The following is a 14,794-nucleotide window of genomic DNA, read 5'->3' on the forward strand; positions in this document are numbered from 1 at the left end:
CCTCTGAGCATCACAGCCGCTCCGCTCTCGGGACGACTCGAACCGTCGCCGGGTCGACTCCGCGCCCACCAGAAGGCTGCCGAAGGACCCGCACTTCGACGAGCGATTCGACGACCCGGCGCTGGAAGCCCACATCCGCCTCGCCGAAGACGGCTCTTGGATCACGGCAGTCGATCAAGGATCCCAGCCCGGCAGCCCCGAGCACACGACGGCGCTCTTCCTCCAGCTCGGCGATGCCTGACGCCTCGCGGCTACGAATGCGCGCGACGTCTGCGCCGTGGACGTCACCGAGCTCGAGGTCGCGCAAGGCGCGCTCCACGCGCCTGCGGAGCTGCGCGATCTCGCCTCGGATCTCCGCCGCGCGCGGGGCATCCGGGCTCAGGAGGAGCTCCTCCAGGTCCGGACGGACGAGCAGCTGGTGAACGACACGCAGCACGGAGTCGTCGATGTGGTTGCTGGACCGGGTGAAGTGGCCCCGGGTGCAGCCCGGCGTGCCCGCGCACCTGTAACGGCCGGACTTCGCGCTCACCGGCCGGCCGCAGTGGCCGCAGCGGTACATGCCCGATCCCAGATACCGGTATCGCATCGCGGGCTCCGGACGGGCTGCGATGGACTGGTGATCGAGGCGTTCCTGCACGGCGTTCCACGTGTCCTCGTCTACGAGCGGCTCCCATTCTCCCCAGATGGGGTTCCCGTCCTCGTCGCGCACGATCCGGCCCGACGAGGACGTCCTCGCTCCGGCACGGCCCGCACCGCCGGCATAGCCGGCATAGACGGAGTACCCGGCGTAGCGGGGGTTGCGCAGGACGCCGAGGACCGTGCTCAGCGCCCACGGACCGTCGTCGGGAACCTCAGCGGGCTCCAGGCCTGCCGCCAACCGCTTCTCATTCCGCTCGATCGCCAGCACGCGGCTGCGCTTGGGCAATCGCGGAAGTGACGTCACCGCGCCCTCCCCCGACTCGCCCGAGAGCGCAGCGGCCATGGACGCCATCGACGGGCCGTCGCAGATCGCGCACAGGCGGAACAGCTCGCGCACCGCCGCGGCCTCCTCCTCGATCACGTCGCCGCCGGTCGAGTAGCCGAGCAGGCGCGTGCCCTTCGGGGCCCGACCGCGTCGAGCGCGCTGCAGCTCGGCCGCGGACCGGCGCGCCGCGCTCCGCTCAACCTCCCCGCGGGCCACGGCGGCCTTGACCCTGGCGTACATCCGCCCCCCGTCGGTCGTCAGGTCCGCCTCGCCGTTGGCCGTGACCAGCCGCAGCCCACGCGCCTCGGCGGCGTCGATCCACTCCTCGAGCTGGCGTGGCTGCCGTGTCAGGCGGTCGAGGTCCCAGCAGATGATCGCGTCGAACGAGCCCGCGAGGTAATCGGCCACCATCCGGTCGTAGTCGGGTCGCCTCTTCGTCTTGTCCGTCGCGGACCTCGACTGGTCGACGTACGTCCCGACCACGATCCATCCGCGATCAGCGGTGATCCTGAGGCAGTCGTCGCGCTGCCGGTCGATGGCGAGTCCGTCCATCTCGCGGTCGAGCGAGACGCGCAGGTAGATCGCGGCGCGCATCGGAGAAGCAGCCATGGAGGAAACCTAACCCGCGTCGGTGACCTTCCAACTCGCCTCACGGAGATGGACTTCGAGAGCGCGAGAAGCTGCTCATTGAGACTCGCCTCGTGGCTACTGAGGTTGAACTCGTGATGTCGTGGCGGGTCAGGCGGGTCTGATGGTCAGGCCGGTCTCGGCGAGGCAGCCGCCTATGAGGTGGCTGCGGTACTGGATGTGCCGTAGTCCGCGCCGGATGCGCTGGACGAGGTGTTCGGGGGTGGTGAAGGCGACGTTGGAGAGCCAGCCGCGTCGCAGGTGGGACCAGATCCCTTCGACGGGGTTGAGGTCACCCTCCGCAGGGTCCGGGCCGGCGAGCACCTCGACGACGGTCTCCCGCGAGACCACGAACCGCTTCCAGTCGAGTTCGGCTTCCCGCGACTCGGCAAGAATCCGGTCCGCCTTCTCCCGCAGGACCTCCACCCGCCCAGCAGCGGCTCGTTCGCGCTCCTCCAGCAACCCGATCACCGACGGCATCCCGAACCTCCACGACCGCAACGACACGACGCGAGGTGCCTGCCACAGAGGCCACGAAACTATGCCTGACCAGCGACAACCTGACGATCAAGTACGGAAAGACAACGGCTTCTTACGTGGTCGTCTGGGTGAGGTATCCCTCGGGGGTCCAGGTGCCCAGGGGTTTTGTCTTGCGGCGGCGGTGGGGCTGGTTGCCGTGGAGGGCGATGCTGCCGGCCCAGGTGGCGAGTTTGCGTTTGTTGGCGTGGGCGAGCTGGAAGGCCAGCAGGATGGCCTGGGCGGCGATGCCGCGGATGCGGCGGGCGCCGCCGGACTCGAGGTGCTCGTAGAGGGGGTCCTTGCCGAAGCCGTTCATGCCCTCGATGGCGTTGCGGAGCCGGAAGTAGACGCGCTGCCAGCCTGCGGTGCCGTACCAGGGAGAAGGCGACGGTCAGGGAAGGGACGACATCGGGGCTGGCCGAGCCGTCGGGCAGAGGTAAGCCGCTGTGGCCGAGGTCAGGGGTGACTATGAGACAGGCGTCGTAGCCTCGGCCTCGGAGGTAGGCATGTATGAGGCAAATCGGACAGGGTGCTGTTCTGTCCCGCCCAGGTTCGGCGGCTGCGAGGCGTTCTCAGCGTGGCGCGGGGAGCATGATTCCCGTCACGCCACCTCGAAGGGGGTTCCGCGACGTGGAAGGAGGGGCGCCAGATCGCTCCACCTGGCGGAAAAAGTGGGTGGAACGCCTCTGAACTGCGGATTCTTGCCTCTGCTGCCGGGTGGGCCCCTCCCGGTGAAGACCCTTGACCGCCCGAAAGTCCATCCCGCATATTCACTCCGACCGCGAGACGGAGGGGGATGGTTCGCGTGATAGCCGCACCACGATGTACGGGGATGGCCGGAAGCCAGCCATGCCCTCTCAACAAGAGCGCCGCGCCGCACGGGCGCGAGCGCAAGACCGTTCTGATGAACTGGTGTCGACTCTTCCGGCCAACTCTCGGACCGGACGAACGAGGGGGGATGTCGCATGCAGGTCGTCGTCCGTGCGCTCCAGGTGCTACGTGCGCTCGCGCCGAAGACCAGAGGGGCCACGCTCCAGGAGCTCCACGACGAACTGGGAATTCCCACAGGGAGCCTGCACCGCCTGCTGGTCACGCTCTCCAGAGAGGAGTTCGTCACCCGCTCCGAGGTGAATCGGCGCTACTTCCTCGGTCCGATCGCTCGCCAGCTCGCGGAGCAGAATCAGCACCAGTCGGCTCTTCTCGTCACGCCGCACCGCGCTGTGGTCGCCGCTGCCGAGACGAGTGGCGAGACGGTGTTTCTCACCGAACTCATCGGCGGCAGAGCCGTGTGCTTGGCGCTGTCCGAAGGGTGCCATCCCCTGCGCCTGTTCGTCCGCATCGGCCAGGAGATGCCGTTGCATGCTGCCGCGTCCGGCCGGGCACTGCTTGCCTACCGTCCCGAGACGGAGATCCGCGCACTGCTCGGCCAGCGTGAACTCGTTGCGTTCACGGAGGAGACCCCGGTCACCGTCGACGACGTACTGGTTCACCTCTCAGTGGTCCGCGCCCGCGGTTACGACGTCTGCGACGACGAACTGGACCGCGGTGTCTGGGCGGTGTCCGCGCCGATCTTCACGTCCACCGGTGCGGTGGTGGCGAGCGTGACACTCGCCGCAGCCTGCAGTCGGATGCGTGACCCGGTGGACCGTGCCGCCGCCGTGCACACCGTCCTGACCGCCGCGCGTGATCTCTCCGCCGAGCTCGGTCACAGGGGGCAGCCGGGCGGCGTCGAATCCTAGGACGCCGCATCGCGGTGTCAGGGACTTGCGAAATCAATGTGCCGAAACGATGCCAGGGGGCAGAATGGAAACTTCTGTAAGGTTTCGGGAAAATCCGCAGCATCCACTTCCTGTATTGCTTGCTCAGCAACAGGACGAGATAAGGAAGCAGCAGCAGGAACTTCAGAATGCCTGGGAGAGGGTAGAGTTCCTGGTCGGCAGATATGCCGTGGAAAATCCGGAGGACAGGCGCTACGGAGTAGAACGTCTCCATGGAGAAAGCGCCGTTCACAATCGCTTGGCAGAGGTCGTGCGATCGACGGACAGAGAGGCGCTCGCCATTACCCCCGGATATCCGGAGCGCACCATGGGATCGGGGGTAATCGAGTCGCTGACGAAGGATATGCTGGAACGCTCTGTCCGCGTCAGGTCCATCTATTCCAACCGGATTCGCGAGGACGCGGGGTTCGTGGTCGGTCCACGGAATCTTGTCAGGAGCGGCGCCGAAGTGCGGACCATCCCCCGCCTGTCGTTCCGCGTATACATCGCGGACCACAGGATGGCGCTCATGCAGCTGCACGGGAATGAAGCTCCCGGTGAGGCGATGGCGACCGAGGAGCCGGCGGTGGTCGCAGTGCTGTGCTCGTTCTTCGAAGCCATGTGGGCATCGGCCACCCCGTTCGGCGGCACGGACCTCGAAAACGCCTCGATCACGGCTCAGGAGCACGAGCTCTTGCGACTGCTCGGGCAGGGGCTGACGGACGAGGCGGCCGCCCGGAAGCTCGGGGTCTCCCTGCGTACGGAGCGCCGTATGCTCACGAAGCTCTCGGACGTCCTGGACGCCCGGAGCAGGTTCCAGCTGGGGCAGCGAGCGGTCGAGCACGGAATCCTGTGACGATCGACGCCGGCGACCCGCACCGGATCAGCTGTCGCAGTTCTGGCAGCCACGCTTGGCGGCACCGGTGGACAGCTGGCGAATGACATCCGCGTTCATGAATCTCTCCATTATTTGAGCATGCTCAAAGGCATGTGATTGACATTTCGAGGCCGTCAGGTCGGGCCGTCCGGTCTCGATGCGCTGCATCCTGGCACGGTGAATCGATCGGTGTCATCAGTTTTCGGCGGGGCGAAGTGTCTCAGGCATTTTCCTGTCATGCGGAGACGTGAAGAAAGCGCCTAGAGCGGAAGCCGGTGCACCAGGCCGGCGAGCGTGGCACGAACGTGTCAGTCTTAAGTGTGGCGCCGGACTTCCTGAATGGAGAACAATCTTCGGAGGCGCGGACATGGATGATCTCGTGCCGCGTACGGTCACTCACGTAAGGGCTCTCCAGATGGCGCGAAATCCAATCACGCGTATGAATGGCGCCGATGGCGGAGGGAGTCCGGAAGGGCAGCCTTCATGCATGTGCCAGATCCAGAGGAGCTCGATGAAGTCGCCCTGCTGGAGCTGCGAAGGCCGCTGACCGGTGAACAGTCACCGGGTGACAACGGCACGAAATGGCAGGAACTCACTCCGCGAGAACGTGAGCTGATCCTCGCGGGAATGTCCTGGTGGCGGTAGCCGAGACGCGGAAGCAGATGAAAGACGCCGCACCGGTTCTCGTGCACTGGTACGCGAGGAAGACTTGAGAACGAGGGGACTTCGGCGATGACGGAACCTGGACACATCGATTTCGACGGGCTGCTCGGCGCCCGACGCCATGATGCCCGGAGGGAACTCGCCGAGACCATGCGGCTGTTGTCCGGCCAGCAGGACCCCGACTGCGCCACCATTCCGAGCGCGCCCGTCGAGGCGTTCTTCGAGCCGCGGCTGTACAGCCAGCTGGTGCTCGGCGGCTTCCCGTCCACGACGGCGGACCAGCTCCTCCTCGCGGCGGTCCCCGGCGACGGCGCCCCGCTCCTCGTACGTACGGACAGCGAAGGAACCGTCTCCTTCCCGGGATTCGGCCGGTGCAAGACGGATCAGCCCTCCGCCGAACTTAAGGCGCGATACGACGCGGTCGCCCGCACCCTGACGTCGGAGTCCGCGGACGGCGCGCTGTCGACGTCCGCGCTCGAACCGATCACCCGCGTAGCGGGCACGGACATGGAGCTGGTCGACCGCCTGGATCCGATCCTCGACGGGTTCCTCCGGCTCCAGATCGACCGCTACGAAGAGCTGTCCGTCGTCACCGACGTCGACGCGTACGTGCCGCAGATCTCACGCGCGCTGGACCTCATCGCGTCGGTGAGCCCGGCCTACCACGCCGCGCTCATCCAATCCCTGCGGGCCGTCTTCCTCTTCCGCCACCCGGCGGCAGAGTCCTTCGCGGCCCTGGGCATGCACGGCATGATCTTCTTGAACGTCCCCGAGACGGCCGGCGCCGACTACTTCGTCGAGGAGTTCGTGCACCAGGGCGGACACGTGCTCTTCAGCGAGGCGACGCTGAGCCGGGGCGATTTCCTCCAGGTGGATCCGGACGCCCCCCTGTCGGAGCTGATCGGTCAGGACGACCCGCGCGACGTGTACGGCGCCTTCCACGGTCTTTTCACGGAGCACATGGAGTACCACATCGTCCGCGGCGTCCTGGAGAAGGGACTCGCCGACGAAGCGGAGCGGCCGGCCTTCGAGCGGCACCTTGCCGAGGTGGCCCGCCGTCATCAGCGTGACCTGCGTCTGATCGGCGACCGCGCCGGAGAGATCTTCAGCCCCCTGGGGCAGGAGGTCTTCACCGCGTTCCGTGAGGCCCACGACCGCGCGGAACGCTCGCACACCCGTGCCCTCGCCTTCGCCCCCGACGCGGAGGAACTCCTCGGCGAACTGGTCGCCATACCGAGCGTGAACCCGTTGCTGCCGGGCTCGGAGGGAATCGCCCACGAGGGGGACCTGGCCTCCTTCGTGGCCGACCGCCTCCGGGCCGCCGGCATCGACGTCGAGATGCAGGAGGTGGCCGGCGGGCGCGGCAATGTGATCGCCCACCTGCCCCGCGTCGGAGACGCGGACGACGAGGTGGTGCTGCTCAGCGCCCACATGGACACCTACCCGGCCGGTGGTCCGCGGGCGGCATACGAGCCGGTCGTCGAGGGCCGCACCCTGTACGGCCGCGGCAGTGCGGACGCCAAGGGCTCACTTGCCGCCATGATGACGGCTTTCCTGGGGGTGGCGACTCTTCCGAACCGGCGCGAGTGCTACCTGGCCGCCACCGTGGACGAGGAATGCCTGCTCCTCGGGGTCAAGGCCCTGGCCGCCCGTGGCATGCGCCCCACCCTCGGTATCACCGGAGAACCCACCGGGCTCGTCCCCGTCGTCGCGCAGAAGGGGATCGTCCGGGGCTCGTTCCGGGTGCGGGGACCGAAGAGCCACGCCGCCTACCCGGCCGACCGGACGGCGGTCAGGTCCGCGGCGGAGCTGGTGAGCGCCCTGGACCGGGTCAACGCGGACCTCGCGACCGGACCGCACCACCCCGACCTGGGGCCGTCCACCGTCATGGTCACCACGATGGAGAGCAACGGGGGGATGAACCTTGGTGCCACCGAGGTGGCAGTGTGGTTCGACGCACGCTTCCCGCCCGGGACGAGCGGCGCGGAGTTCACCGCCCGTATCGAGCGTGACCTGCGCGAACTCCTGTCGGCCGACGTGGACTTCGTACGGGAACCGCTCGCCTTCGTGTCACCTCCCAACGAGGTGTCCCCCGCCTCGCCCCTGATCGCCGAGTTCTTCGCCGCGGTGAAGAACGCGGCGGGGGTCTGCGAGCCGGGCAGTTTCTCCTACGGCAGCGAAACCGGAGTCCTGGCGGAGTTCTGCCGGTCGAGCCTGGTCTTCGGACCCGGCGACGCCCGCTACTCGCACGCCGAGGTCGAGGCCATCGACCTGGACGAACTCGGAACAGCGACCGAAATCCTCCGCAGCATCCTGGTCGGCGACCAGCGGTAGTTGCGGCGACCCATCAAGACAGGAACATGAAGTGACAACAACTGGCAGCGCTCCGCACCGGGACCGCGATCGTCTGTGCCTGGCCCTCGATCTCGCGGACCGCTCCGAGATCCTGCGGCTGGTCGACGAACTCAAGGACCTCATCGGGTACTTCAAGGTCAACTCGGCCTTCACGCTCCATGGCCCGGCGCTCGTACGGGAGATCCTCGACCGGGACGTCAAGATCTTCATGGACCTGAAACTCCACGACATCCCCAACACCCTCGCCGGCTACGGCGATGCCGTCACCCGGCTCGGTGCCCACGTCGTCACGCTGCACACCGGCGGTGGGCTGGAGATGATGCGGGCCGCGGTCGCCGCTGCCGACCGGACGGCCGCCGAACTGGGCGTGGAGCGACCCAAGCTGGTCGGCGTCACGCTCCTCACCAGCGTCGACCGCGAGACCCTCAACGGGGACCTGAACGTGCGCGGCTCGGTCGAGGACGAGGTCCGTCGGCGGGCGCTGCTCGCCGCCGAAGCCGGTCTCGACGGCATCGTGTGCGCCCCGTCCGAGATCGAGCGGGTCCGCGCGGAGCTGCCGGACGACTTCTTCTACGTGACGCCCGGCACCCGCTCACCGGGCACCAGCGACAACGACCACAAGCGGACCGGCACCCACAGCGAGGCGCTGGCCGGCGGCTCGTCGCTGCTCGTCGTGGGCAGGTCCGTCCACGACGCGCCGGACCCGCGGCAGGCGGCCCAGCAGATCCTCGGCGAGATCGAGGGAGCGGCCTGACATGTTCGCACTGCCGGAGAAGGCCGTCGTCGCCTGCGTGCACCTCCCTCCCACCCCCGGGTCCCCGAGGTACGGAGGAAGCATCGACCACATCTACGAGTCCGCGATCTCCGATGCCGAGATCTTCCTGCGGCACGGCGTCGACGCCCTGATCGTCGAGAACTTCCGGGACGCGCCTTTCCACCCGGGGCCCGTCCCCGCCGAGACCACGGCCACGCTCGCCGGTGTCACGCGCGAGATCGTACGGATGTCCGGCGTGCCGACCGGCGTCGCGGTGCTGCGGAACGACGCCTCGGCGGCGCTCGCCATCGCGACGGCCACGGGCGCGGACTTCATCCGCGTCAACGTGCACATCGGCGCCGTGCTCTCGGAGCAGGGCATCCTGGCCGGCAACGCGCACGAGACGCTGCGGCTGCGCCGGGCCCTCGGGAGCGACGTGGCGATCTTCGCCGACGCACGGGTGAAGCATTCGCAGCCGTTCGTCTACGGCGATCTCGCGACCGAGGTCCGGGACCTCTCCCAGCGGTCGGACGGAATCATCGTGTCGGGGGAGCTGACCGGCCTCGAGACCAGCCCCGAGGACCTGCTGACCGCGCGTGCGGCGACCGCCGGACCGCTGCTGGTAGGAAGCGGTGTCACCCCGGAGAACCTGGAGGCGGTCTTCGCCCCCGCCGACGGATTCATCGTCGGCAGCTACTTCAAGGTCGACGGAGTGCCTGGGAACCCCGTGGACGAGTCTCGTGTGTCGGCCCTCATGGACCGGGTGTGTTCGTTGCGCCGGAGCCAGGGCGCGGAGACCACCGAGACCGCCGGGGCCGGCGCCCGATGAAGACGGACCGACGAGGACAAGGACAGAACATGCAGGAGCGCAGGGTCGACGACGCGGCCATGGCGGAGCTCTTCCAGCCGGAGAGGACCGACGAGGGGCTGCTCATCTCGATCGTCGGCTTCGACGGTTCGGGCAAGACCACTCAGATCGAGCGTGTCGCGGAAGCCTTCCGGGCGCAGGGCCGGGAGGTCGTCGAGACCCGTCAGCCTTCCGACTGGTACCGGCAGCTGGCCGAGGTCCAGGTCTTCCACGGGCAGGGAGGCTCGGCCGAGAGGGCCCGCATCCTGTCGCTGCTGGCCGCGGCCGACCGCCACCGCCACGTCATGGAAGTGATCAACCCCGCCCTGGAACGGGGCGCGGTCGTGATCTGCGACCGCTATGTCTACGCCACCTTCGGCGTCTTCGTGCATCGCGGTGTCGACTTCCGCTTCCTGGCCACCATCAACCAGGGCATCCCGCGCCCCGATCACGCCTTCTACCTGAAGCTCCCCACCGACGAGCTGCTCCAGCGTCTGCGGGAGCGGGACGGCGACCGTCTGCAGCACGAGGAGAAGTCGGCCGACCGCGTCGAGTCGATCACCCGCACATACGAGGAACTCGGCGCGGAACTGGTCCACATCGACGGCACGGCCTCGCGGGAGGACGTCACCGCCGAGATCCTCCGTCACATGAAGGACTCCCTCTCCCGGTGAACCCGCCGGGTGTCCGTACCCCCCCACCAGCCATGAGAACGGAAGGCGGACCGCCGCATGAGCATCGATTTCTCCAGCTGCCTCGATGAGCTGGGGGCCCGGGGGCTGCTACCCGAGCACTACGAGGCCGCCTTCGTCGTCGGATCCCAGGCGCGAGGGTGGGGCAACGCGCTGAGCGACGTGGACATCTGCGTCGTGACGCGCGAGCCCTGGACCAGCGACGACCACGGTCTCATTCATGTACTGCTCACCCCGGACACCGTCACCACCGAGGGATTCCACTCCGGCGAGCTCGCCTGGGAGCTCAAGTACTGGCTCGACGGCCAGGTGGACCAGATGATCGAGAAGGTGGCCTGGAGCGCCTTCAACGGCTCGACCCTCGTGGGCCAGCGTCTTACCCGCGAGGAGGAGAAGTTCCTCGACCGGATGCTGACCTGTGTTCCCCTCGCCGGCGCCGACTGGGTCCTGCGGCGCCAGGGGGAGATCAAGCAGTCCGCGTTCCGGGCGTTCGTGACGACGGAGTGCCTCAACCTCGCGGACGACTACGTCATCGACGCCGTGGGACAGCTCGAAGCGGGTGACGTGGACAGCGCGGTGCTCTGCGCCAGGACGGCCTTCGGCCATGCGGTGGACGCCGTGCTCGCGTCGCACGGGGACCTCGGGAGGCTGAACAAGTGGCGGGCGCGCCGGCTTTCGAGCGTCCGGCCCGAGGAAATCTCGTACGAGGAGTACTGGAACGTGGAGACGATGCGTACCTTCGACCCGGCCGCGCCGGAGGCATGGGTCCGGGAGACCGCCTGGCTCTGCAAGCGCCTGGCCATGGAAGTGCAGGTCTGAACCCCCGTGATGACGCCCGATTCCGTGCCGGTGCCCCGGCTGGACGTACGCTTCAGGAACATCCGCGGCCAGGTACTGATCGCCCGCGGGGAGGATGCCCTCGAACTCACCGAGGCCGCCGCCTTCGTCTTCCGCCGGATCGACGGGACACGTACCGTCCGGCGGATCGGTGAGGAACTCGCCGCGGAGTACGGGATCGGAGCCGATGAAGCGGTCACCGACGCCGGCGACGTGTTGACGCACCTGGCCGAGGCCGGTTTCATCGGCGTCGAGGCGCCGAGCTCATGACCCCGCCTGGGACGTACCGGCACCGGGCGATCTCCGAACTGGCCGCGATACGCGAGCGGTTGCCCGGCCCGACGGGGGACGATGACCGGCGTCCGCCCGGGTACCGCAGCGCGTTCGGCAAGTGGGACGACCGCGCGAGCGTACGTACCAAGCCGATCAGGCGGGTCGAGGAGGAACGGGCCGACGGTCCGCAGCTCTACTTCCCGCCGGAGTTGGTACCCGCGGCGACCCACCCCCTGCTCGTGGGAACGGTCGGCCCGTCCGGGGTGAACGAGTTCCTCACCCAACAGCTCTATTCCTATCTGAGCTTCACTGTCGACCTTGAGATGTCGGCGGTCGTGCCGGTCACCTCCGACATCAGTCTCGGGCGGAGCGGACTGCATCTCCCTGCTCGGATGCGGAGGGATGCGTTCAATATTTCGACCGACGAGGCGTGGCATGCGCAGTTCTCCCACGATCTCATCGTCCAGGTCGAGTCGGAGACGTCGGTGAGGGCCCTTTCGAACCCTGAGCCGGCCTTCCTTCGTCGGCTCGCCGAAATTGAACAGGATCTGGACGACGATACTCGGGCGATGAGCGCTCTGCTTTTCGCGGTGGTGAGCGAGACCCTGATCTCGGCTCTCCTTTCGGACCTTCCGAAGGACCGCAGACTGCCCCCGGCCGTCCGTGAGGCGGTGGCCGATCACGCCGAGGACGAGGGGCGCCACCACGCGTACTTCAAGAGTCTTCTGTACTATTTCTGGGCGCCTCTGGACGCCCGGCAGCGGCGAAAAGCCGGAATTCTGGTACCGCGCCTCATCGCGGCCTTCCTTGAACCGGACTACGCGCATCTGGCCAGGGGGCTCTTCGACTGCAGACTGACGGCCGAGCAAGTGGCGCAGATCCTGGAGGAGTCCTACCCGGACACAGGGGTGGAGCGCAGCATCAGACAGGGGTCGAGGGCCACGGTGAAGTATTTCAACGAAATCGGGGCGATCGACGACCACGCGGTCCGCGACGCTTTCGAAAGAGCGTCTATTTCCTGAGTGTAGCCCGCACGAGGGTCAGGCTTTCCGGATTGTGGCCGGTAGGCCTGTCTCGGGTGCCCGCAATTCTTTGATCCGGGACTCATTTTCCGAAAACTTCGATCCTTGCGCGATCTTTAATTCCGTGCATATGATCGGCGCATTCCACCGCGAGCGATTCTCGCGGCGACTGGGAAATTCAAAGCGAAAGGGGGTGTTCTCGCATGAAGAAGTACACGAAGCCGCAGGCCACGAAGGTCGACATCACGACTGTTCTGAAGAACAACAAGTGATGCGAGACGGGAGTGCCAATCACCCGCTACCCGGGAATTGGCACTCCTGTCGGCATGAGCGCGTGAGCACTGCTGTCAGCGAAAGGTGAAGGGGAATGTGCGGACTGGGCGGTCTTGCCCGTATCGACGGGCGGGATCTGGACGGACGCGCCGATGTCGTCCTGGCGACCATGGCGCGGACCCTGGCACATCGCGGACCCGACGCCGAGGAACTCCTCCGGGACGGACCCGTCGGCCTCGCCTTCACCCGCCTGTCGCTGGTGGACCCCGAAGGCGGCGGACAGCCCCTGATCAGCCCTGACGGCTCGATCGTCCTGATCGCCAACGGCGAGGTCTACAACCACCGCGCGCTCGCCGCCGGACTGCCCGCCGGCGGCAAGGAGCTGCGCGGAGGCTCCGACTGCGAGGTGCTCGTGCACCTCTACCAGGAGAAGGGACTGTCCTTCCTCGACGACGTACGCGGCATGTTCGGGCTGGTCCTGTGGGACCGGCGCCGCAACGTTCTGGTGATGGCCCGAGACCACTTCGGTGTGAAGCCGCTCTACTTCAGCCGCAACCGCGAGCGCGTGGTCTTCGCCTCGGAGATCAAGGCCCTGTTCTCGGACCCCGACTGCCCGCGCCGGGTCGCCTGGGACGAGGCGCTGGCCAGCCCGACGCTAGCGGCATCGCCCGCGCTGGACATCTCCGCGCCCACGACGTGGTTCGAGGGTGTGGAATCCGTGCCGGCGGCGACGATCATCGAGATCGATCTCGCCGACGGCGCGACCCGTGAGCACCTCTACTGGACCGCTCCGGACTTCATGGGAGATCCGGCCTGCGCCGCGCGCGACGACCGCGACATCATCGCGGAGTTCCGTGAGCTGCTGGCCGACTCGGTGCGGGACTGCGCCACGGCCGACGTGTCCATCGGGCTCTTCCTCAGCGGCGGCGTCGACTCCGCGGCCGTCGCGGCCCTCGCCGCGGACACGGCCTCGCTGGAGACGTTCACCGTCCTCAACGGCTCCACGGTCGCCAACGGAGACGCCCGTTTCGCGCGGAAGGTGGCCGACGAGCTCGGCGTACCCAACCACCAGATCCTCTTCGAGGCGTCCCACGTCCCGTCCGCGGCCGAGTGGAAGCGCCTGCTCTGGCTGACCGAGATGCCGACCTGCGGCCCCGAGCAGTACTACAAGCACGAGCTGCACCGGCATGTGCGGGCCCATCACCCCGGAATCAAGGGCATGCTGCTGGGCGCCGCCGCCGACGAGTTCTGCGGCGGGTACTCCGTACAGACCTCCGGAGACCGGGGCTGGGAGGGCTTCACGCAGGCTCTCGGGGACATGGACCGCCGCGGCCGGCTGCAGAGCGGCCCGCGCGCGCTGGACATCTGGTGGGAGGGGTCCGAAGCGGGGCTCCTGTCCGAGGCGGCCCTGGGCCTCCGCAACGACGGGCGGGGACGGGATCCCTACGCTCTCTTCGTCGCCGCGAAGATGCGCGACGTGACCCAGTACAACTGCTGGCACGAGGACCGCACGGCCGCGGGCAGCGGTATCGAGGCCCGTGTTCCCTTCCTCGACCGACGCCTGTTCGAACTCGTCGCCTCGATTCCTCCGCACCGCCGTGAACGGCTGCTGTGGGACAAGGCCATCGTGCGGGAGGCGGTCGCCGACCTGCTTCCCCACGACGTCTTCCACCGCCCCAAGGTGCCCTTCTTCTACGGCGAAGGCGTCCAGCACACCCACCGGACGTTCATCTCCATGCTCACGCAGGACGGCTGCGCCCTCCTCGACGAGGCGCTGGAGAGCCCCCGAGGAAAGGAGTTCCTGAACGCCGACCGGGTGCGCGCGGTGCTGCGCCGCCTGGAGCAGGCCCCACTCTCCGGAGAGGTGGAGCGGATCCTCCCGCTGATCAACCTCTGTCTGCTCGACCGGATGGCCGCCGAGCCTCCCAGCCCGCCGATCGCCTCGGCGACGGTGCTTCCTCCGGTGCGCGAGGAGTATTCCGTCGGCGGGGAGAGCGGAGTCGATGACGCCGCCGCGCTGACGACGGGGGCGAGGCGCTGGGACGGCCACAGCCGTCTGGCCCTCGCCGACGATGCCGTCCTGCTGCGGGACACCGACGAGACCTGGTACGTCGCCGTCGACGGTTCCCTGGAGTACGTCCTGGACTACGAGGAACCGTGGCTGGCCTTCCTGCGTGGCCTCGACGGCACGAGCACCGTGGACCAGGTCTGCGAGCGGACCGGCACCACCCCTGAGGCGCTCTCCTCCCAGCTGACGGAATGCCTCGACCTGGGGCTGCTGGTCCCCGCGACTCCCGCGCCCGTCTCTCCCACGCCCACAGAACGGTCCTGACC

15 protein-coding genes are annotated in these 14,794 nt (G+C 67.9%); 11 read left to right on the forward strand and 4 right to left on the reverse strand.

All coding sequences use genetic code 11. The features are described from left to right. Positions 1-10: 10 nt before the first annotated feature. From J7E89_RS07005 to J7E89_RS07015, 3 genes are all read right to left on the reverse strand, one after another. Entirely contained in the window at positions 11-1,573 is a 1,563-nt protein-coding gene (locus J7E89_RS07005) for a recombinase family protein (RefSeq protein WP_214969593.1), read from the reverse strand. Positions 1,574-1,702: 129 nt separating this feature from the next. Continuing rightward, the gene (locus J7E89_RS42325) at positions 1,703-2,071 is read right to left on the reverse strand and encodes a hypothetical protein (RefSeq protein ID WP_374196794.1); all 369 of its coding nucleotides are present in this window, start codon (positions 2,069-2,071) and stop codon (positions 1,703-1,705) included. Positions 2,072-2,183: 112 nt separating this feature from the next. Continuing rightward, complete coding sequence (locus J7E89_RS07015; protein WP_214969595.1) at positions 2,184-2,426, reverse strand: hypothetical protein; 243 nt, start codon at positions 2,424-2,426, stop codon at positions 2,184-2,186. A 649-nt stretch (positions 2,427-3,075) separates the two neighbouring features. Here J7E89_RS07015 and J7E89_RS07020 point away from each other — a divergent pair. Both J7E89_RS07020 and J7E89_RS07025 read left to right on the forward strand, forming a co-directional pair. Then, positions 3,076-3,849, forward strand: a complete 774-nt coding sequence (locus J7E89_RS07020) for an IclR family transcriptional regulator (protein ID WP_214969597.1) — start codon at positions 3,076-3,078, stop codon at positions 3,847-3,849. Positions 3,850-3,964: 115 nt separating this feature from the next. Continuing rightward, a complete protein-coding gene (locus tag J7E89_RS07025) occupies positions 3,965-4,723 on the forward strand; it encodes a helix-turn-helix transcriptional regulator (RefSeq protein WP_214969599.1) in 759 nt (252 codons plus the stop codon). A gap of 27 nt (positions 4,724-4,750) precedes the next feature. Here the strand turns inward: J7E89_RS07025 and J7E89_RS07030 are convergent, their stop codons facing one another. Beyond that, positions 4,751-4,912, reverse strand: coding sequence for a hypothetical protein (locus J7E89_RS07030; protein WP_214969601.1), 162 nt, complete (start codon positions 4,910-4,912; stop codon positions 4,751-4,753). 321 nt (positions 4,913-5,233) lie between these two features. On the opposite strand from J7E89_RS07030, the gene J7E89_RS07035 reads away from it, so the two are divergent. The 9 genes from J7E89_RS07035 to asnB all read left to right on the forward strand — a co-directional run bounded on the left by J7E89_RS07035 (position 5,234) and on the right by asnB (position 14,792). Continuing rightward, positions 5,234-5,389: a hypothetical protein gene (locus J7E89_RS07035; RefSeq protein WP_214969603.1), complete on the forward strand. Its 156-nt coding sequence runs from the start codon at positions 5,234-5,236 to the stop codon at positions 5,387-5,389. Positions 5,390-5,476: 87 nt separating this feature from the next. After that, entirely contained in the window at positions 5,477-7,741 is a 2,265-nt protein-coding gene (locus J7E89_RS07040; RefSeq protein WP_214969605.1) for a M20 family metallopeptidase, read from the forward strand. 31 nt (positions 7,742-7,772) lie between these two features. Further along, a complete protein-coding gene (gene pyrF / locus J7E89_RS07045; protein ID WP_214969607.1) occupies positions 7,773-8,516 on the forward strand; it encodes an orotidine-5'-phosphate decarboxylase in 744 nt (247 codons plus the stop codon). 1 nt (position 8,517) lies between these two features. Then, complete coding sequence (locus tag J7E89_RS07050) at positions 8,518-9,345, forward strand: BtpA/SgcQ family protein (protein ID WP_214969609.1); 828 nt, start codon at positions 8,518-8,520, stop codon at positions 9,343-9,345. A gap of 29 nt (positions 9,346-9,374) precedes the next feature. After that, positions 9,375-10,037 carry a dTMP kinase gene (tmk, locus tag J7E89_RS07055; protein ID WP_214969611.1) on the forward strand — a complete coding sequence of 221 codons (663 nt, stop codon included), beginning with the start codon at positions 9,375-9,377 and terminating at the stop codon, positions 10,035-10,037. 57 nt (positions 10,038-10,094) lie between these two features. After that, positions 10,095-10,874, forward strand: coding sequence for a nucleotidyltransferase domain-containing protein (locus J7E89_RS07060; RefSeq protein WP_214969613.1), 780 nt, complete (start codon positions 10,095-10,097; stop codon positions 10,872-10,874). Positions 10,875-10,883: 9 nt separating this feature from the next. Then, positions 10,884-11,162 carry a PqqD family protein gene (locus J7E89_RS07065; protein ID WP_214969615.1) on the forward strand — a complete coding sequence of 93 codons (279 nt, stop codon included), beginning with the start codon at positions 10,884-10,886 and terminating at the stop codon, positions 11,160-11,162. Then, on the forward strand, positions 11,159-12,187 hold the full coding sequence (locus tag J7E89_RS07070) for a diiron oxygenase (RefSeq protein WP_214969617.1): 1,029 nt from the start codon (positions 11,159-11,161) through the stop codon (positions 12,185-12,187). The genes J7E89_RS07065 and J7E89_RS07070 overlap by 4 nt, the downstream gene beginning before the upstream one ends. A 367-nt stretch (positions 12,188-12,554) precedes the next feature. Continuing rightward, entirely contained in the window at positions 12,555-14,792 is a 2,238-nt protein-coding gene (gene asnB / locus J7E89_RS07075; protein ID WP_214969619.1) for an asparagine synthase (glutamine-hydrolyzing), read from the forward strand. Positions 14,793-14,794 lie beyond the last annotated feature (2 nt).

Source organism: Streptomyces sp. ISL-100 (genome assembly GCF_018614615.1).
In the GTDB taxonomy this organism is placed as follows: Bacteria; Actinomycetota; Actinomycetes; order Streptomycetales; family Streptomycetaceae; genus Streptomyces.